The 18,005-nt window shown below is 72.0% G+C and carries 17 protein-coding genes; 8 read left to right on the top strand and 9 right to left on the bottom strand.

Annotated elements, in window-relative coordinates:
• Positions 1-18: 18 nt before the first annotated feature.
• On the bottom strand, positions 19-417 hold the full coding sequence (locus ACH01S_RS17735; protein WP_067892515.1) for a nuclear transport factor 2 family protein: 399 nt from the start codon (positions 415-417) through the stop codon (positions 19-21).
• Positions 418-504: 87 nt separating this feature from the next.
• On the opposite strand from ACH01S_RS17735, the gene ACH01S_RS17730 reads away from it, so the two are divergent.
• The gene (locus ACH01S_RS17730; protein WP_067892513.1) at positions 505-1,308 is read left to right on the top strand and encodes a helix-turn-helix transcriptional regulator; all 804 of its coding nucleotides are present in this window, start codon (positions 505-507) and stop codon (positions 1,306-1,308) included.
• Here ACH01S_RS17730 and ACH01S_RS17725 read toward each other — a convergent pair.
• Positions 1,289-1,597, bottom strand: coding sequence for a hypothetical protein (locus tag ACH01S_RS17725; RefSeq protein ID WP_067892511.1), 309 nt, complete (start codon positions 1,595-1,597; stop codon positions 1,289-1,291). The genes ACH01S_RS17730 and ACH01S_RS17725 overlap by 20 nt on opposite strands.
• 342 nt (positions 1,598-1,939) lie before the next feature.
• On the opposite strand from ACH01S_RS17725, the gene ACH01S_RS17720 reads away from it, so the two are divergent.
• Positions 1,940-2,368 (top strand): ATP-binding protein, encoded by a 429-nt coding sequence (locus ACH01S_RS17720; RefSeq protein ID WP_067892509.1) that lies wholly within the window; start codon positions 1,940-1,942, stop codon positions 2,366-2,368.
• A 61-nt stretch (positions 2,369-2,429) separates the two neighbouring features.
• On the opposite strand, the gene ACH01S_RS17715 is transcribed toward ACH01S_RS17720, so the two are convergent.
• From ACH01S_RS17715 to ACH01S_RS17705, 3 genes are read right to left on the bottom strand one after another with little or no spacing between them, the layout of a single operon-like run.
• Positions 2,430-2,867, bottom strand: a complete 438-nt coding sequence (locus tag ACH01S_RS17715; RefSeq protein ID WP_083980812.1) for a response regulator — start codon at positions 2,865-2,867, stop codon at positions 2,430-2,432.
• On the bottom strand, positions 2,860-4,572 hold the full coding sequence (locus tag ACH01S_RS17710; protein ID WP_067892504.1) for a sensor histidine kinase: 1,713 nt from the start codon (positions 4,570-4,572) through the stop codon (positions 2,860-2,862). The genes ACH01S_RS17715 and ACH01S_RS17710 overlap by 8 nt, the downstream gene beginning before the upstream one ends.
• Positions 4,572-5,765 (bottom strand): PP2C family protein-serine/threonine phosphatase, encoded by a 1,194-nt coding sequence (locus ACH01S_RS17705; RefSeq protein ID WP_067892503.1) that lies wholly within the window; start codon positions 5,763-5,765, stop codon positions 4,572-4,574. The genes ACH01S_RS17710 and ACH01S_RS17705 overlap by 1 nt, the downstream gene beginning before the upstream one ends.
• 228 nt (positions 5,766-5,993) lie before the next feature.
• Here ACH01S_RS17705 and ACH01S_RS17700 point away from each other — a divergent pair, with 228 nt between their 5' ends.
• Complete coding sequence (locus ACH01S_RS17700; protein ID WP_083980811.1) at positions 5,994-6,608, top strand: RNA polymerase sigma factor; 615 nt, start codon at positions 5,994-5,996, stop codon at positions 6,606-6,608.
• Positions 6,605-7,762 (top strand): CU044_5270 family protein, encoded by a 1,158-nt coding sequence (locus tag ACH01S_RS17695; RefSeq protein ID WP_067892501.1) that lies wholly within the window; start codon positions 6,605-6,607, stop codon positions 7,760-7,762. The genes ACH01S_RS17700 and ACH01S_RS17695 overlap by 4 nt, the downstream gene beginning before the upstream one ends.
• Before the next feature lie 140 nt (positions 7,763-7,902).
• On the opposite strand, the gene ACH01S_RS17690 is transcribed toward ACH01S_RS17695, so the two are convergent.
• Entirely contained in the window at positions 7,903-8,220 is a 318-nt protein-coding gene (locus tag ACH01S_RS17690) for a hypothetical protein (protein ID WP_067892499.1), read from the bottom strand.
• A gap of 81 nt (positions 8,221-8,301) precedes the next feature.
• Positions 8,302-10,071, bottom strand: a complete 1,770-nt coding sequence (locus ACH01S_RS17685; RefSeq protein ID WP_067892498.1) for a pentapeptide repeat-containing protein — start codon at positions 10,069-10,071, stop codon at positions 8,302-8,304.
• A 100-nt stretch (positions 10,072-10,171) separates the two neighbouring features.
• Here ACH01S_RS17685 and ACH01S_RS17680 point away from each other — a divergent pair, with 100 nt between their 5' ends.
• The 3 genes from ACH01S_RS17680 (at position 10,172) to ACH01S_RS17670 (ending at position 13,854) form a co-directional block, all read left to right on the top strand.
• Entirely contained in the window at positions 10,172-10,720 is a 549-nt protein-coding gene (locus ACH01S_RS17680; protein WP_067892496.1) for a hypothetical protein, read from the top strand.
• 151 nt (positions 10,721-10,871) lie between these two features.
• Positions 10,872-12,956, top strand: coding sequence for an RNA degradosome polyphosphate kinase (locus tag ACH01S_RS17675; protein ID WP_067892494.1), 2,085 nt, complete (start codon positions 10,872-10,874; stop codon positions 12,954-12,956).
• A complete protein-coding gene (locus ACH01S_RS17670) occupies positions 12,949-13,854 on the top strand; it encodes an NUDIX hydrolase (RefSeq protein ID WP_067892492.1) in 906 nt (301 codons plus the stop codon). The genes ACH01S_RS17675 and ACH01S_RS17670 overlap by 8 nt, the downstream gene beginning before the upstream one ends.
• Here the strand turns inward: ACH01S_RS17670 and ACH01S_RS17665 are convergent.
• Positions 13,820-15,313: a CYTH and CHAD domain-containing protein gene (locus tag ACH01S_RS17665; protein WP_067892491.1), complete on the bottom strand. Its 1,494-nt coding sequence runs from the start codon at positions 15,311-15,313 to the stop codon at positions 13,820-13,822. The genes ACH01S_RS17670 and ACH01S_RS17665 overlap by 35 nt on opposite strands.
• Positions 15,314-15,432: 119 nt before the next feature.
• On the opposite strand from ACH01S_RS17665, the gene ACH01S_RS17660 reads away from it, so the two are divergent.
• The gene (locus tag ACH01S_RS17660; RefSeq protein WP_067892489.1) at positions 15,433-16,125 is read left to right on the top strand and encodes a haloacid dehalogenase-like hydrolase; all 693 of its coding nucleotides are present in this window, start codon (positions 15,433-15,435) and stop codon (positions 16,123-16,125) included.
• A 1,215-nt stretch (positions 16,126-17,340) separates the two neighbouring features.
• Here ACH01S_RS17660 and ACH01S_RS17655 read toward each other — a convergent pair.
• Entirely contained in the window at positions 17,341-17,943 is a 603-nt protein-coding gene (locus tag ACH01S_RS17655) for a TetR/AcrR family transcriptional regulator (RefSeq protein ID WP_067892487.1), read from the bottom strand.
• Positions 17,944-18,005 lie beyond the last annotated feature (62 nt).

Raw genomic sequence — 18,005 nt, 5'->3', positions numbered from 1 at the left:
GCCGGGCGCCGCCCCGCGTCAGGCCGGGGCCGGACGCGCCGCGTCCCACCACGACAAATTCGCGGTGGCGTGGGACGTCGGCTCGATGATTTCCCACGCCTCGGCGATCAGGCCGTCGTCGACCCGCAGGATGTCGATGACCGCGACTTCCGCCCCCGTTTCGGGAAGCCACCGGCGCGTGTGCATCACCACGTGGTCGCCGTCCGCCAGCACGTGCCGGATTTCGACGCGCATGTCGGCGAGCGGCACGAGGGCCGCGCCGACCGCGGCCAGCCATTCCGCCTTCGTGGACGACGTCGAGTCCGGCCTGTGGTGGACGAAGTCGTCCCGGATCAATGGTTCGAGTGCGTCGACGCCGCCCGGCCCCAGCAGTTGCGACAGTGCCTGTTGGACGATGCTCTTGTTATCCGTGCTCATGGACGCAAGGTTTCCCGGGTCCCGGCGGCTTGTCGATGAAATGGCATTTCATGGCGTCCGGCCGTGAGCTGAGTACCCTCGGTCAGCGTGGACACGGTCGGTGAACTCCTGCGGCGGTGGCGGACGCGTCGGCGGCTCAGCCAACTCGACCTCGCGCTCGCCGCCGACGTGTCGGCCCGGCACGTCAGCCTGGTCGAGACCGGGAAGTCGAACCCGAGCGCCGACATGGTCCTGCGGCTGGCCGACCAGCTCGATGTGCCGCTGCGCGACCGCAACCGGCTGCTGCTCGCGGCTGGGTTCGCGCCCCGGTACCCCGAGCGGGCCCTCGACGACGGCGCGCTGTCGGCCGCCCGCGACGCGGTGGCCAGGGTCCTCCAGGCGCACGAGCCGTTTCCGGCGCTGGCGTTCGACCGCCGCTGGAACATCGTGATGACCAACCGCGCCCTCGACCCGTTCCTCGCCCGCGTCGATCCCGAGTTGCGGCGGCCGCCGATGAACCTGCTGCGGCTGGGCCTGGACCCGCGCGGCCTCGGCGGCCTGGTCGCCAACCTTTCGGACGTCCGCGCCATGTTCCGCTCCCGCATCACGCGGCAGCTCGCCTCCGCGCCGGACGCCGAGCTCGCCGCGCTCTACGAGGAACTGCTGGCGGCGGTTCCCGAGGAGGACGCGGCGAGCCGGTCGGTCGAGTCCGACGTCCTGATCCCGATGGTCCTTCGCGTCGACGGCCGGGAACTGCGGCTGTTCTCCACGATCACCACGTTCGGCACGCCGATGGACATCACGCTGGACGAGATCGCGATCGAGTCCTACTACCCGGCGGACGCGGAGAGCGCCGCCTACTTCACCGAGCCCGCGAGCCCGACCGAAACCCCTACCGCAGGTCGAACTTGACCTTGTCCCCGTCGATGGACGTGACCGTGATCTGGACGCCGCCGATCCGCGCGGTGTCGCCGACCGCGATCGTCGTCGGGGCCGAGCCGTCCGCCGACACCGTGACGCCCCGGGCGCTGATCTCCGAGACGGTGACCTTCGAGTCGTCCAGGTCGACGGTCTGCCCGGCGCCCGAGACGGTCACGTGGCAGACGCCGTTCTTGCAGCTGTAGCTGTTGCTCTGGCAGCCGCTGACCAGCAGCACGCCGCCGAGCGCGAGAACGGCGACGAACGATGCGGAACGGACCACGGAACCCTCCCCCGTACGAACAACATGTCGCAGGGATAGATGCACCGGTCCGGGAGCAGGTTCCGGTTCCAGCCGGTAGTGAGGGGGATGTCACGGATTGGTCGTCCCTTGCCCCGCGGCCCCGAGGGCGGCCGGAAAGCTTGCCTCCCACCTGCTCGATCACGCCGCCGCCTTGGTGCGCCCGTTGCGTCCCGCCGGTCGGGGGGCGCTCCGCCGCGCGGGTAGACGGGCGTTTCCTGGGAAAGGCGTCCAGAGGCAGGCCGAGACGGTTTTCCGGTGACTGGAGTTTCCGTTGGAGAGCAACGGGAAATCTGGCTGCTAGAGGGAACGGAGGCGAATGGCATGGAGGTCGTTCTCGAAATGACCCTGCCGAGGAACGCCGAGAGCGCTCCGCTCGTGCGGCACACGCTCGACGCGTCGCTCCGCGGGCTCGGGGTCGCCTCCGAGATCCGTGCCGACATCGCGCTGGCCCTGGGCGAGGCGTGCGCGAACGTCATCCAGCACGCGGCGAACGGGCAGGAGTACGAGGTCAGGGCCCGGATGGACGGGACGCGGTGCGTCGTCGAGGTCATCGACGGCGGCGTGGCCGAGGAGTTCGACGCCGTGGAGCCGAGACTCGACACGGGCTGGGAGGTCGCGCAGAGCGCGCCGCTCGCCGAGCACGGGCGGGGGCTGCAACTCATGCGCGCGTTCACGGAGGAACTGCGCATCGCCGATCGCGTCAACCGGGACGGCGCGATCGTCCATTTCGAGAAGTCGCTGGCGAGTTGAGGCACCATCGACGCGTACGGAGCCGTTTGTACGCGCGGATCGATTAACGGGCGCGGACCGGTCAGCGGGGGAGTTTGACCACCGTCACGAAGAAGTCGTCGATGCGGCGGACGACGGAGATGAACTGGTCGAAGTCGACCGGCTTCGTCACGTAGGCGTTGGCGTGGAGGTGGTAGCTGCGCAGGATGTCCTCGTCGGCCTCGGACGTGGTGAGGATGACGACGGGGATGCGGCGCAGATCGTCGTCGGCCTTGACCTCGGCCAGCACCTCAAGGCCGCTCTTGCGCGGCAGGTTCAGGTCGAGCAACACGAGGTCGGGACGGGGAACGGCCGCGAACTCGCCCTCCCGGCGCAGGAACGCCATCGCCTGCTCGCCGTCGTTGACCACGTGCAGCTTGTTGTTGACCTTGTTGTGCTCGAACGCCTCGACGGTCAGGAGCACGTCGCCGGGGTCGTCCTCGACGAGCAGCACTTCGATGGGGTGCGGTGCTTCACGCATGCTTCCCTCCGTCATCGGAATCGGGGTCGGGGTCGGGTTCGGGCCGAGGTTCTTCGGGGTCGGGGTCGGGCTGGGCGGGGAGCGTCCAGCGGAACGTGGTGCCCACGGCGTCCGGGTCGTCGGTGTCGAGCCAGATCCGGCCGCCGTGGTATTCGACGATCTTCTTGCACAGGGCGAGGCCGATGCCCGTGCCCGTGTACTCGTCCCGCGGGTGCAGCCGCTGGAAAATCAGGAAAATGCGGTCGGCGTGCCGGGGCTCGATGCCGATCCCGTTGTCGGCGCAGCGGAACTCCCACGCGTCCCCGGCGCGCCGGGCGTCGACGACGACGCGCGGCGGCTCGTCCGGGCGGCGGAACTTGATGGCGTTGCCGACGAGGTTCTGGAACAGCCGGACGAGCTGCGCCGGGTCGCCGGACACGCGCGGCAGGTCGCCGATCTCCACCTCCGCGTCCGTCTCCTCGCGCAGCGTGGCGAGGTTGCCGAGCGCCTGCCGGGCGACGTCGTTGAGGTCGACGGACTCGTCCACGCTCGCCACTCGTCCGACCCTGGAGAAGGCCAGCAGGTCGTTGATGAGGGCCTGCATGCGCTTGGCGCCGTCCACGGCGAACTCGATGTACTGGCGCCCGCGGTCGTCGAGCCGGTCGCCGTAGCGGCGTTCGATCATCTGGCAGAAGCTCGCGACCTTCCGCAGCGGCTCCTGGAGGTCGTGGGACGCCACGTACGCGAACTGCTCCAGCTCGGCGTTGGACCGGCGCAGCTCCTCGGCCTGCGCGTCGAGCCGGTTCGCCTGCGCGACGCTGGCGCGCCACTCCTCGATGATGCGGTCGCGCATCGCGTCGATGATGACCGCCAGCTCGTTGATCTCGGACGGCCCGGGGACGTCCAGCGGGTGCGCGAAGTCGCCGTGCGCCACGGCGCGGACGCGTCCGGTCAGCGTGGACACGGGGGTCAGCACCGTCCGGCGGATCAGCACCGCCAGCGTCAGCGACGCCACCACGACCAGCGCGAGCGCGCCGCCCGTCGACCACAGGGTCGTGCGGGCGCGGGAGCGGAGCGTCGCCACGGTCCGGTCGTGCAGCTCGGTGATGCCGGACTGCAGCGGACCCATGTCGTAGCGCGCCTGGTTGAGCAGCCGCCGCCCCTCCCTGCTCTGCTCGGGTTGGAGGCCCTGCCCGCCCGGGCCCGCCGCGACCTGGTCGGCGAACGAGGCGCGCCACGTCTGCGTGTCGCCGGTCGTCCTGTCCAGGCTGCGGAGGACGTTCCCGTTCCCGGACACCCCGTCGAGGACTTGACGCATCCGCGCCACCGACGCCGTCTCCTGCTTGACGGCCGCGCGGTACTCGGTGAGGCGGTCCCGCCCGCCGTCCAGCGCGTACTCGCGGATGGTGCTGTCCTGGGCGGCGATCGCGGCGGACAGCCGGAACTGCTCCAGTGCCGCCTGGTCGACCTGGTTGATGAGGACGTTCTGCGCCCGTTCGTTCTCGTAGAGCGCCATCCCCGTCTGCGCGAACGCGGCGAGCAGCAGCACGCCGATGACGACCGAGCCGACCCGGTAGAGCTGGACGAGCCGGATCCGGCCCAGCCCGCTCGGCTCCGGGACGTTCGCCGCGGACAGCACCACGGCGGGCCCCGAATCCCGCACCCGCCCCCGCGCGACCTTCTCCTCCGAAGGCGTCCCGTCCTGGGCTCGCTCGTCCGGGGGCATCAGGGCTCTTCCCGGCTCAGCAGGAGGATCGCCAGGTCGTCGGACAGGACGCCGCCGTTCAGGCGCTCCGCCTCCGCGATGAGGCCGTCCAGGAGGGCGTCGCCCTGCCGTCCGCCGGCGTGCGCGGCCCGCGCCAGCTCCGTCAGCCCGGACAGGTCGAGGTACTCGTCTCCGGCGTGGCCCTCGATCAGGCCGTCGGTGTAGAGCAGCAGGCTCCACGAGTCGCCGAGTTCGAGGTCGACGCCGGGCCAGTCGGCGCCGGGGAGCAGGCCGAGCGCCGGGCCGCGCGGCTCGTCCGGGACGGGCTCCACCCCGTCCGGCCCGAAGAGCAGCGGGCGCGGATGCCCGGCCCGGTGCAGCCGCGCCGACCGCCGGTCCGGGGCGATGGTCAGCATGCACACCGTGGTGAAGATCTCCTCGCCCCATCGCTCGTGCTGCAGGACGGCGTCGAGCGTGCCGAGCAGCCGTTCGCCGGTGTGCCCGGCGAGGACGAGCGTCCGCCACGCCATGCGCAGCCGCACCCCGAGCGACGCCTCGTCCGCGCCGTGCCCGCTGACGTCGCCGATCACGGCGTGGACGGCGCCGTCCGCGGTCTGGACGGTGTCGTGGAAGTCGCCGCCGAGCAGCGCGCGGTAGCGTCCCGGCCGGTAGCGGGCGTGGTGGCGCAGCGTCTCGTCCGGCAGGATCGGGACGGGCAGCAGACCGCGTTCCAGCCGGGCGTTCTCCCTGCTCAGCGCGCGTGCCTCGACGAGTTGCCGCTCGGACTCGTCGGCCCGCTTGCGCTCGATCGCGTAGCTGATCGCGCGGGTGAGCAGCGCGCTGTCGATGTCCTGCTTGACGAGGTAGTCCTGCGCGCCCGCGGCGACGGCCTCCACCCCGACGTGCGCGTCGGCGAGGCCGGTCAGCACGAGCACGGCGGTGCCGGGCGCGTGCGCGCGGACCTGGCGGAGCGCGTCCAGGCCGTGCGCGTCCGGCAGCGCCAGGTCGACGATCACGCACTGGATCTCCGGCCGGAGCGCGCCGAGCGCCTCGCGTAGCGTGGTCGCCACGGTGATCCGGACGTCCGGCTGCGCCTCGGTCAGCAGGTCCTCGAAGAGGATGGCGTCGGCGGGGTCGTCCTCGACCAGGAGCAGGTGCGGGGATGCGGCGACGCCGAGGAGGCGTTCGGCGCCGCGACCGTGCATGGCGGTCATGTGTCCGCTCCTTGGGCCCGGCGCGGGACGCGCGGAAATGGGGGGAGGCTGCTCGCCGTCGCGCACAAATAGTAAGGGCACCCGATCGGCGGAACGCACCGGACGCACTGGAAACGGTGGCGCCGCCACAGACCTCTTCCGGAAAGACGACGCCCGTCGTGTAACGGCGGCCCGTCCCGCGCCACTACCCCCTGACAGTCAGAACCCGGAGGGACGGAGGAGCAGGCGGTGGCAGATGAAGCCTCCGACGAGAGACGCTTCACCGCGATCTACGACGAGTGCCGGCGGCGCGTGTGGGCGTACGCCGTCAGCCGCGTCGGACGCCAGGACGCGGACGAGGTGGTCGCCGAGACGTTCACGATCGCGTGGCGGCGGCTCGCCGACGTCCCCGAGCCGCCGCTGCCGTGGCTGCTCGGCGTCGCGCGGAACGTCCTGCGCGCCGGACACCGCGCCGAGGCGCGGCAGGCGGCGTTCGCGGCCGAGCTCGGCAGATGGACGGCCGCGGCGAACCCCGGCGGGGACATCGCCGAGGACGTGACGGAACGGCTCGCCGTCCTGCGCGCGATGGCGGGGTTGCCGGAAGGCGATCAGGAGGTCCTCGTCCTGATCGCGTGGCAGGGGTTGTCGCCGCGCGACGCGGCCCGCGTCGTCGGCTGCTCGCCGGCGGCGCTGCGCGTCCGGCTGCACCGCGCGCGCCGCCGCCTCGCCCGCGCCGCGGAAGGCGCGCACGACGCGTCGCGAGGGCGGCGGGCGGTGGGCGCTGAGGCGGCGGCGGTACCCGCCGTGACCAAGGGGACGCCCGCTGGGACGCGGGTCGGGATCGTCGGTAAGGAGATGTCATGAAGGACGCGATGCGGACGCTGCGGGACGCGCGTCCCGCCGAGCTGGACCCGGGCGCGCCGCTCGACGAGCGGGTGCGGCATGCCGAACTGGCGCGGGCGATGGCGACGGCTCCGTGGGGCGAGGCCCCTGTGCGGGAGGTGGTCCCGGTCCGGCGGCGGCGGGTGCGCCCGGTGTGGGGGCTCGGGCTCGCCGCCGCCGTCGCGGCGGGGGCCGTGGCGGCGGTGACGCTCGTCCCGACGGGCGGGGACGGCCCGGCGCGGCACGCCCCCGGCGCGGGCGCCGAGCAGGTGATCGACGTGAGGACCGTCCTGCTGACGGCGGCGGACAAGGCGGCCGCGCAGCCCGACCAGATGCGAACCTACTGGCACGACCGGACGATCGCGTCCTTCTACTTCCGGGTGGGCAAGGGCGACGCGGCCTACACCATCGTCATGCGGCAGATGGAGGAGGGCTGGGTGCCGAGCAGCCCGACCGGCCGGAGGTGGGGCGCCGTCCACCAGCTCGACGCGAAGCCCGCGACGATGCGGGACGTGCAGGCGTGGAAACGCGCCGGTTCGCCGACCACCTTCAAGTCGGAGGTGTCGATCACGCGGGGCAACAACAAGATCCGCAAGCCGATCGAGATCAACGCGGCGCCCGGCGAGCGCACGCTCAGCAGCAGCCCGCTGAAGGACGGCATGATCTTCTGGATCGGCCGGAACGTGACCATGAAGGACCTGCGGTCGCTGCCGTCCGACCCGGCGAAGCTCAAGGCCCACCTGCTGCGCGACTACAAGGGCCACGGCACCGAGGGCGACGTCCCGATGGGGGCGGACGCGTGGCTGTTCGAGGTGGCGCGCGGCGTGGTCGGCATGCCGGTGAAGCCCGCGGTGCGGTCGGCCGCGTTCCGGGTGCTGGCCGGGCTGCCGCAGGTGAAGTCGATCGGGAAGGTCGTCGACTCGGAGGGCCGGAAGGGCGACGCCGTCGCCATGGACGAGCGGACGGACGCCGGAGTGATCCGCCATCGGGTGGTGCTCGACCTGTCCACGGGGACCGCGCTGGCCTTCGACAGCATCCTGCTGAAGCCGTCGGCCGGAGCCGAGTTCAAGGCCGGTCAGGTCCTTGACTCGATGGTCACGGTCACCGCGGAATGGACTGACGCGCAGCCCAAGTGACCGCGTTAGGGAAGGGGACGGCGCCCACTCGGTGCCGTCCCTTTCGCGCCGCCCTCGGGTGCGCGTTCGGGGCGTGGTCGCGTCGCCGCGGGGACGCGTCGTGTCATTGGGGCGAGGGGTCGTTAGTGTTCGGGATGTGATCAGGCGCTTTTGGGGGTGCGGCGGGCCGTTTTCTGGGCGGCCCGCCGCTGCGCGGCGGCGGCCCGCGCGCGGTTGAGGCTTTCCCTGACCTTCGCGGCGCCGCGGGAGGCGGTGGCGGAGTCCTTCACGCGTCCCGCGTAAACCGCGAGCACTTCGGCGACGGGCGGCGGCTGCCATTCCTCCTTCGGCGTGATCGGCAGGACGGGGATCGGTGGGACGGCGGAGTTTCCGGACGCGGGGTTTCCGGGCACGGGGACGAGCGCGAGATGCGATTGGCAGTGCGGGCACTGCACTCCCGGATGGGTGTCTCTGCTCATAACAAGAATGATTACCCAAGGGTCTGACAAAACAAGGCCGCGGCGCTATTCACCGACCCCGGGGAAGCCGCCCCCGGCGAGTTATGTTCGGGGCGCGCTCAAGTACGGGACGATCTCCTGCTCATTGTCGTGACTCAGCAGCGTCGCCCCGCAGCAGACGAGCGCCACGATGACGGCGAGCCAGGCGACGACGCGTCCGGCCCGCAGCCCGTACCCGCAGGTGACCCACATGAGGTGCAGCCCCCAGCGCCGCCACGGGACGGGTTCGCTGTGTCGTCGCAGCTCAAGCGCGTTGTACCGGAAGTCGCGGGAGAGCCGCCCGTGCCCCGAGTCGGCCGCCGCCCGCGCGAGGTCCCAGTACAGCGCCGCGAGCCGCGCGTCGCCGCCCCCGGCGCCCGCGCCGCCGAACCGCCCGGCCCGCGCCCACGCCGCCCACGACCGCCCGCCCCCGAACCGCCCGTCCCCGGACCGCGCCGTTCCGGACCGCCCCGCTGCGAACCGCTCGGATCCGCGTCGTCCGAACTCGGACCGTCCGGCCCCGGCCCGGCCGAGCACGAACCGCGCCGTCCGGAACCGCCGACCCGCGACAGCGGCATGCGGTGTGCCGGACGCCGCCGGAAGGTGGGCGAGGTCGTCGGCGAGGACGGCGCGGCCCGGCGAGCGGCGCGGCCACGACCGGCCCGGCGTCCGCGCGAAGGCGCACCCGCCGGTGAGGCGGAGCGCGTCCGGCCGCCGCAGGCCGAGGAAGGCGCAGTCGCTCAGGTCGACGCCGTCGAGCCGCACCCGCTTCGCGTCGACCCGCCGCAGCGACGTCACCCGGACCGTTCCGAACGGCCGCCCCGCCCCGGCGGACCCGGACCCACCGGAATCGCCCTCCTCCAGCCTCGGCGGGACGGGCCGCCGCGGCGACGCGGTCGCCCACGCCGGTTCGGGCAGGCCCTGGATGGGGTGGGCGAGGGCGCGGACGCACGCCGTCCCGTCGAAGACGGCGTCCTCCAGGTCGAGTTCGGCGTGCCGGAGCCGGAAGTCGGCCTCCCCGTGGACGGCCGCGCCCCGCGCCGTGACCTGCCGCGCCGCCGCGTGGACGCGGAGCCCGCCGTGCGCGGTGACGTCGGCGAGCCCGATCCGGCCGCCCGCGACGAGGGGGCCGAGCCACAGGCCCTGGCGGAACTTCGTCCGCTCGAAGCGGGCGTGCCTGGCGACCTGGACGCGCCGGAACGACACGGCCCCGCCGAAGCAGGCGGCCTGCATGGCGGCGTCCCGGCCGAATTTGGCACGGTCGAAACAGGCGGCGCCCATGAACACGGCCCGCCGGAAGGACGCGTCGGCGTTCCAGGCGGCCTCGCCGAACAGCACGTCCCCGGCGAACACGGCCTCCTCGAACGAGGTGTGCTGGTGGAACCGCACGCCGTGGAAGGAGACGTTGCGCCCGAACCGCGCGCCCCGGAACGAGACGTGCCCGAAGAACCGCGCGTCGAAGAAGGACGCGGCGCCGAGGAAGCAGGCGCCGTCGAACGAGCTGTCGCCCTCGACGCAGAAGCCGCGCAGCCCGGCGTCGGTCGGCAGCACCGCGCCGTCGAACCGCGTCCGGCCGAGGTGGGGGCGGCCGTCGGGGCCGGTGACGGCGTCGAGCACGGCATCCAGCAGCCAGCCGGGGATCGTGACCCCGCGCAGGTCGAGGTCGCCCCCGGGACGCAGCGACGCCACGAACCGCTCGAAGTCCCGGGGACGCAGATGGGCGGGGCAGCCCCCCGAGGGACCGGCGGTGCGCCCGGTGCACCCGTCGACGGCCGTGCAGCGCGGCCAGAAGACGGCGGTCGTGTACGGCGGCGAAGGTTCGTGAGCAGTCACGGTTCTCGTTCTACCCACGCCGCCTGCCCGAGTGAAGCCCTCCCGGTGGCCAGGTCGGTACTCCCCCACGGTGACCTCGCGCGGCGTAATGTGTGGATTTGTGGGGGAGCGCAGCCGTTGGGTCGCGGACGTCGACGCCCATCCCGTGGAAGCGCCCGATCTCGCCCGCGCGGTCCTCGACCGCCTCGTGGGCGCCGGGATCGTGGTCGCCGACCGCACCGACTGCGTGCTCGGCGACGTCCCGGGCGGCCACGCGCCCGGCCCCGCCGCCACCGCGATCGTCACGGGTGACCTGGGCGGATTCCCCGACGTGTGGCCGAACGGCCTGGAGGTGGACGTCGGCCGCAGCGCCTTCTACGGAACGGTCCGGGAGGACGACCGGGTCGCCTGCCCGCACTGTGCCGCGTGGCTGCCGTTCGAGGCCGTCCTCGCGGAGGTGGAGGAGTGGTTGGAGGGCGGCCCCGACTCGCTGGTCTGCGCCCGCTGCGGCGCCCGGACGACCCTGAATGGCTGGATCTGGCCGACCCCCTGCGCGTTCGCGGAGTTCGGCCTCCGCTTCTGGAACTGGCCGCCCCTCGCGGACGCGTTCGTGGCGGACCTCGCGGGACGCCTCGGCCACCGCCTGATCACGGGCGAATCCGCACCGTAGTGGGCACCGCGGCGAACACCGTGGCGGGTCGCGATCGACCTCCGGCGCACCGAGTGAACTGCGGGAACTCCGGGAACGATCGGAGAGTCGGATACGTGGGCGTAATAACCGAGTTCGACTGCCGTTCACTTTCCTTGGAGAAAATTCCGGCATGACCGTCAATCCAGGACATCTCCCTCGCGCTGCCGAGGCGCTGCCCGACGACCGCTTCCTCGACCGGGAGGAGAGCTGGCTCAGATTCAACCAGCGCGTCCTGGAGCTCGCCGAGGACCCGACGCTGCCGCTGCTGGAACGCGTCCGGTTCCTGTCGATCTTCGCCAGCAACCTGGACGAGTTCTTCATGGTCCGCGTCGCCGGGCTCGCCCGCCGGATGGCGACCGGGCTCGCCGTCCAGTCCGCGAGCGGGCGGCAGCCGCGCGAGGTGCTGCGCCGCACCGGCGAGGTCGCGCACGAGCTGATGCTGCGGCACGCCGCCGTCTTCCGCGACGAGGTCCAGCCCGCCCTCGGCGAGGAGGGCATCGACATCCTGCGCTGGGACGAGCTGGCCGAGACCGAGCAGGAGCGGCTCCGCCGCCTGTTCCGCGACCGGATCTACCCCGTCCTCACGCCGCTCGTCGTCGACTCGGCGCACCCGTTCCCCTACATCTCGGGTCTGTCGCTGAACCTCGCGGTGATCGTCCGGGACCCGGAGACGGACGCGACGATGTTCGCCCGCGTCAAGGTGCCGCCGCTGCTGCCGCGCTTCATCGAGGCGTCCCCGGACCGGTTCACCCTGCTGGAGGACGTGATCGCCGCCCATCTCGGCCAGCTTTTCGTCGGGATGGAGGTCGTCGAGCACCACGCGTTCCGCGTCACCCGCAACCAGGACCTGGAGATCGACGACGACATCAGCGAGGGCCTGCTCAAGGCGCTGGAGCGGGAACTGCTGCGCCGCCGGTTCGGCCCCGTCGTCCGCCTCGAAGTCGAGGAGTCGATCTCCGCCGGGGTGCTGGACCTGCTGACGGACGGCCTGTTCGTGGACGAGGACCAGATCTACCGCGTCGTCGGCCCGCTCGACCTCGGCGGGCTCTCCGCGATCGCCGATCTCGACCGGCCGGAGCTGAAATATCCCCCTTTCGTCCCGTCGAAGGAAGTGCTGCCGGAGGATGCGAGCATCTTCAGCGCGATCCGTGAGCGGGACGTGCTCGTCCACCACCCCTACGACTCGTTCACGACGACCGTCCAGCGGCTGATCGAGGACGCGGCGGCCGACCCGCGCGTCCTCGCGATCAAGCAGACGCTGTACCGGACGTCCGGCGACTCCCCGATCGTGGACGCGCTGATGAGCGCCGCCGAGGCGGGCAAGCAGGTCGTGGTCGTCGTCGAGCTGAAGGCGAGGTTCGACGAGCGCGCCAACATCGCGTGGGCGCGCAAGCTGGAGACGGCCGGCTGCCACGTCGTGTACGGGTTCGTCGGGCTGAAGACGCACTGCAAGCTGGCGCTGATCGTCCGGCAGGACGCGGAGGGGCAGCTCCGCCGCTACTGCCACATCGGCACCGGCAACTACCACCCGAAGACCGCCCGGCTCTACGAGGACTTCGGGCTCCTCACCGCCGACCCCGAGGTCGGCGAGGACGTCAGCGCCCTGTTCAACCACCTCACCGGCTACTCGCGGCAGAGCTCCTACCACCGGCTGCTCGTCGCGCCGAACAGCCTGCGGTCGGGGCTCGTCCAGCGGATCGAGCACGAGATCGACAACCACCGGGCCGGGCATCCGGCGCGGATCAGGATCAAGTGCAACTCGCTGGTGGACGAGGTGATCACCGACGCGCTGTACCGGGCGTCGCGGGCCGGGGTGCCGGTGGACGTCTGGGTCCGCGGGATCTGCGCGCTGCGTCCCGGGGTGCCGGGGCTGTCGGAGACCATCCGGGTGCGGAGCGTCCTCGGCCGGTTCCTGGAGCACTCCCGCGTGTTCGCGTTCGAGAACGGCGGCGAGCCCGAGGTGTGGATCGGCAGCGCCGACCTCATGCACCGCAACCTGGACCGCCGCGTCGAGGCCCTCGTCACCGTCACCGACCGGGCGCACCGCGACGAGCTGCTCGCCCTGCTCGACCGCGCGATGGACGCGGGCACCCACTCGTGGGCGCTCGACGGCGACGGCACCTGGACGCGGCTGACCCCGCGGCCCGGCGAGATCATGCTCGACATCCAGACCCACCTCGTGAAGAGCCGCCGCTGGAGGACCGTCGATGGCTGACGTCATCCGGGCGGCGGGCGCGCTGCTCTGGCGGGACGGTCCGCTGGGCGAGGCCGAGTTCGCGGTGATCCACCGGCCGCGCTACGACGACTGGTCGTTCCCCAAGGGGAAGGTCGACAAGGGCGAGCACGTGCTGGCGGCGGCGGTCCGGGAGATCGAGGAGGAGACCGGGATCGTGCCCCGGCTCGGCCGCAGGCTCCCGACCAGCACGTATCCCGTCCGGGACCGGACGAAGCACGTCGACTACTGGGCGGCCCGCCCGCTCGCCGGGGGCGCGTTCGCCCCGAACGACGAGGTGGACGAGCTGGCCTGGCTGCCCGCCGCCGAGGCGGAGGAGAGGCTCAGCTACGGGCACGACGTCGACCTGCTCCGCGAGTTCCTGAACGGGCCGCTGCACACCACGCCGTTCGTGATCCTGCGGCACGCGTCGGCGGGGGAGAAGCTCGGCTGGCGGGAGGCGGACGAGCTGCGCCCGCTGGACGCCGCGGGCCGCGCCGAGGCCGTCGAGCTGGCCGGGCTGCTCGCGGTGTACGGGTCGTTCCGGCTGGTCAGCTCGGCGACGGCGCGGTGCGCGGAGACCGTCCTGCCCTACGCGCGGCGGCTGCGGGAGCCGGTCGGCACGGAGGCGGCGTTCACGGTCGGGGACACCGGCCCTGAGCGGGCCGTCGAGACGCTGCTCGGCCTGGTCGCGGACGGCGTCCCCGCCGTCGTCTGCACGCACGGCGAGATCGTCTCCACGCTCGTCACCGGACTGTGCAAGGCGCTCGGACAGAAAGTCCCGGACGATCCCGCGCTGGGCAAGGCGGAGTTCTGGGTGGCGCACGTGAGCGACGGTTCAATGGCCGCTCTCGAACGCCACCGCCCTAAAACGACGGTCCCAAAGTCTGCGACCACGTAGTGGACAGGCGGTCTCTCGCCGCCTCCGCCTCGCATTCCTCTTTCCCGTAGAGGACGCCCAGCGTGAACGCCTCGGCCGGGATATCGGTGCGCCTGGCGGCGGCCTCCAGGTGCTCCATGGCGATCACGCCGTCCTGGTAGTCGCCGAGCACTTCCTGGATGCGCTTGGCGTCCTTGACCACCCGTTTCGCCGCGACGCCCAGCACCGGCACGGCCAGCTCGGCGGCGTAGCGCGCCCGCTTGGCGGCCTTGCGGGTCTCGTGCCGGGCGAGGTCGGGATCGTCGGCGGTCTTGATCGAGTGGTAGTCCTTGGCCATTCGCGTCCACGCCCGCGTGACGAGACCGGGCAGCTCCTTGCGCGCCTTTCTGTCCGCCGCCCCCGCGAGCGGCGGATCGAGGACGAGCCGGTCCAGCTCGTCGAGGATCGCGAAATACCTGGCGCTCTTCAGATGCGCGTTGAGGCGGCGGTAGGCGGCCTGCTCCTGCTGTTTCAGGTCGTCCAGCAGAAAGGACGGCGCGCCCGCGAAACGCATTCTCAGCACTTCCCGGTCGCGGACCTCGCCGAGCACCTCGGCGAGCCACCGCAGCTCGGGGTTCAGCGGCGCGGTGCGCTCGGCGTCCAGGACGGGCCGGTAGCTGCGCAGCGCGCTCCGCAGCCGCCGCACCGCCACCCGCATCCGGTGGACGGCGTCGTCCTCGGCCAGCCGGGCCTTCGGGTCCAGCGCCAGCACCGCGTCGACCTGCTCGGCGAGGTAGGCGAGGACGACCTCGCCGGTCGACACCACGGGGCCCTTGCCGTTCCAGGTGGCCGCCGCGACCCGCGACCGCGCCGCCGCCCGCGCCGCGGCCGCCGCCGACGGCGTCACCGCCCCGCCGAGCAGCCGGCCGAGCTTCGACGACGACGCGGCCCGCCGCGCGCCGCACTTGCGCAGCCGCTTCCCGGTCGCCTTCAGCAGGTCCGGCGTCCCACCGGCGAGCTCCACCTCGACCTCGCGCCAGCGGTCGGGCTCGGCGCCCGCCCCGGCCCGCCCGGTGACCAGGTCGTCGGCGATCTCCGCCAGCTCGCGGCCGTCCGCGTCGTACAGCCGGACGACCGTCCGCCCGGTGTCCAGCGTCGCGACCGGCCTCAGCTCCGCGCCCCGCGTATAGGCCGCGACCAGCGCCGACAGCCGCGCCGGCACCACGCTCGGACGTCCCAGCGGCGCCCGCAGCTCCTGCTTGCTGTCCGGACCGGCGGGCATCTTGAGATGCCAGCCCGCGTCCGTCCCGCCGCGGCGGCGGCGCAGCGTGATCCCGTGCGCGGCGAGCCGGAAATCGTCGGTGTCGTAGTAGGTCGCGTACAGTTCGTGCGCCTCGGGCGTCCCCGTGGAGGCCACGTCCGGCAGCCCGTCCAGATCCGGCAGGACGAAGTCGGACGCGGCGTCGTACTTCTGCTCTATCTCCAGATGCCTTTCGGCCACGCTTCAGCTCCTCCAGGAAGGGGTCCGGCACCGCTCCACACCCAGGTGACAAGGATTCCACGGCAAGGTGAACAACAACAGAAAAGTGGGGGTCGACGGCGCCCGCCTAGCATGCTCAGGTGCGAACACTGGTGCTCTGGGACATCGATCACACCCTCATTAACGCGGGCGGCCTCAGCGGTGAGATCTACGCGTCCGTCTTCCACCGCCTGATCGGCCGCGCCCCCCTCCGGATCGCCCCCATGGCGGGACGCACCGACCGCGCCATCACCGCCGAGACCCTCCAGCACCACGGCGTGACCCCGACACCGTCCCTGACCTCGTCTTTCCTGGACGCCCTGGCCCTTGCCTTCGAGGCCCGCCGCACCGAACTCCCCGTCCGGGGCCACGTCCTCCCCGGCGCCCGCGCCGCCCTGAAGGCCCTCGCCGCCCGCCCCGACGTGGTCCAGTCGGCCCTGACGGGCAACACCCGCCGGATCGCCGAATGCAAACTGACCGCCTTCGGCCTCACCGGCTTCTTCGACCTCGACGCGGGCGCCTACGGCGAGGACGCTCTCGAACGCCCGCCCTTGGTGAAACTCGCCCAGCGGCGCGCGTCCCGCCAATACGGAGAGCAATTCACGGCGTCCAACACCGTCCTGATAGGCGACACTCCCCACGACGTCCGCGCAGCCCACGAAGGCGGCGCCCACATAGTCGCCGTAGCGACCGGCGCAACCCCAGCCGCCGCCCTACGCCTCTCAGGCGCCGAAGCAGTCCTCCCCGACCTAACCGAAACCCGAGCAGTGATAACGGCCATCCTCCGCGCCTGACCCTAGGCGCGCGCTCCCAGCCTCCAAAACGCGCAGCTCACCTACCCCCACGACCACCTCCACCACCCGCCAGCAATTCGACGAGACGAGCCCACTGGCCACCGCCCGTGTCCCCCTACCCGCCGACACCACCCGCCGAGGCCGCGCAACTCCGGCTGCCTCCAACCGCGCCACAACGCCGCGCGCACACTTCTCTTCCAAATCCCTCCGGTACCCGGTCACCCTCACCGAGCTATGCCAGGCCCGAGCCGACCACGCCGCCCAGGCAGCCCGCCAAGCCGCATGACGACCCGCCCCTGACCCGAACCGCACCACCGGACAGTGGGAGTACCTCGGCAGCGGCCTCATGCACGACGAACACTTCTGGGCAGCAGGCCCGCAACCGCATCCAGCAAGCCCAAGCCATCCGCAACCAGCACACAGAGCGCGACGAGCAGCAGGGGGTGAGCTAGCCCGGAGCCCCCGGCGTCGAGAACTTTCTCTACAGGGTCAAGGCGGCCCGCCGGGCCGGTCGGGGACGACGGGCATGCGGCCTCTCCGGGCCGGTCCCACCGTCCCCGACCACCCCTGACGACAGAGGGAACCCGATCCAAGCGGGTGCGAGCGACCGGGCCAGTCTCAGACGCTACAGACGTGCCGCCGTCAGGATCCGGGCATGATCGTTTCAGCGACACGCCGGGAGCTCATGCACAACCGGAGGTCTGCTGAAATCGCGCTCCATGCACGGTCGCCCAGACGGCATCCGGCCAGCGCCTTTACCATGGGGTCCTCATCGCCCCTACGAGGGTTCGCAACTGCCGAGAGCACGCAACCATTCCCGCTGTTGCGGTGCCGGTCCTCATCGCCCCTCCGAGGGTTCGCAACGTGTTGCCGACCTCCATCCGGTAGACCTTGAGGTAGTCCTCGTCGCCCCTACGAGGGTTACAGAGAAGTCACTTGAGCGGGCTCGAACCAAGGGGGCCTGTCGCACCCTGGACGGGCCGTCGGGCTTCTATGCCGAGGTCTGCTCGCTGTTGGGGTTGAGGCGCGTCCGGAGGGGTGGGCTCTTTGGCATACGTGGGATGACAAGGGACGGGCTTGCACGCTTGTTACGACCTGCCTTGCGACGACCGAGGGATTGTTGGCGAATTGGGCTTGGCGCATTGGCGTCAATCCCGCCGCGCCTGATCGTGCCCAGGTTGTCGGTGTGGTGCGTGTGTGGGTTGGGCCCGTTGTCTACTCGCCGGACGAAGCTGTTGTGCGGGGGGTTGGTGGGGTGTGAGGTCCGAGGACGGCTTGGCAGGTCTTCGTTATTAGGGCGTCCACGTATGGGGGCGGGGGGTGGCGCTCCTGGAGGTGGCGGCGGACGGCGCCGTAGGGGGCGTCCACTGTGGCGAATACGAGGCCGTTGCGGTCGGTGGTGGGGTGGCGGGTTATGTAGGCGTCCAGGGCCTTTGTTAGGCGGGTGTTCAGGGTGGCTAGGGCTTCGGTCGGTTCGGTGGGCCAGGTGGTCGCGAGGTCTTGGCGGCGGTAGAGGAGTAGGACGGCGGCCTCGGCCATGTGGGTGCGGCACCAGCGCGGGGTGTGCAGGGCGGCGGATTCGGGGTCGTCCGCGTTCAGGGCCTCGATGAAGCCCTTCTGGAAGCGGCGGACGGTGCGCGTCCACAACGTCGCGAGGAGCAGGTCGCGGGAGCCGAAGCGGTGGTAGAGGGAGCCGGACGGGGCGCCGAGCCGTCCCGCGATGGCGGCGATCGTCGCGGCGGCGGGGCCGTCGTCGGCGGTGACGGCGAGGGCCGCGTCGAGGATCTGGTCCTGGTCGAACTTCGCCGGTCTTCCCAAGGGGCCCCTCCCGATGCTAGTAGTAGAGCATTCTAGAACATCATCTCTAAAATGAGGTGCGC

Source organism: Actinomadura chibensis NBRC 106107 (assembly GCF_001552135.1).
Taxonomy (GTDB): Bacteria; Actinomycetota; Actinomycetes; order Streptosporangiales; family Streptosporangiaceae; genus Spirillospora; species Spirillospora chibensis.
This window is presented reverse-complemented; position numbering and strand designations above follow the sequence as displayed.

What these genes read in the sequence shown, in the direction of transcription:
- ACH01S_RS17735 (WP_067892515.1), bottom strand. Translation starts at nt 417, where the DNA reads ATGAGCACGGATAACAAGAGCATCGTCCAACAGGCACTGTCGCAACTG.
- ACH01S_RS17720 (WP_067892509.1), top strand. Translation starts at nt 1,940, where the DNA reads ATGGAGGTCGTTCTCGAAATGACCCTGCCGAGGAACGCCGAGAGCGCT.
- ACH01S_RS17715 (WP_083980812.1), bottom strand. Translation starts at nt 2,867, where the DNA reads ATGCGTGAAGCACCGCACCCCATCGAAGTGCTGCTCGTCGAGGACGAC.
- ACH01S_RS17710 (WP_067892504.1), bottom strand. Translation starts at nt 4,572, where the DNA reads ATGCCCCCGGACGAGCGAGCCCAGGACGGGACGCCTTCGGAGGAGAAG.
- ACH01S_RS17705 (WP_067892503.1), bottom strand. Translation starts at nt 5,765, where the DNA reads ATGACCGCCATGCACGGTCGCGGCGCCGAACGCCTCCTCGGCGTCGCC.
- ACH01S_RS17695 (WP_067892501.1), top strand. Translation starts at nt 6,605, where the DNA reads ATGAAGGACGCGATGCGGACGCTGCGGGACGCGCGTCCCGCCGAGCTG.
- ACH01S_RS17690 (WP_067892499.1), bottom strand. Translation starts at nt 8,220, where the DNA reads ATGAGCAGAGACACCCATCCGGGAGTGCAGTGCCCGCACTGCCAATCG.
- ACH01S_RS17675 (WP_067892494.1), top strand. Translation starts at nt 10,872, where the DNA reads ATGACCGTCAATCCAGGACATCTCCCTCGCGCTGCCGAGGCGCTGCCC.
- ACH01S_RS17670 (WP_067892492.1), top strand. Translation starts at nt 12,949, where the DNA reads ATGGCTGACGTCATCCGGGCGGCGGGCGCGCTGCTCTGGCGGGACGGT.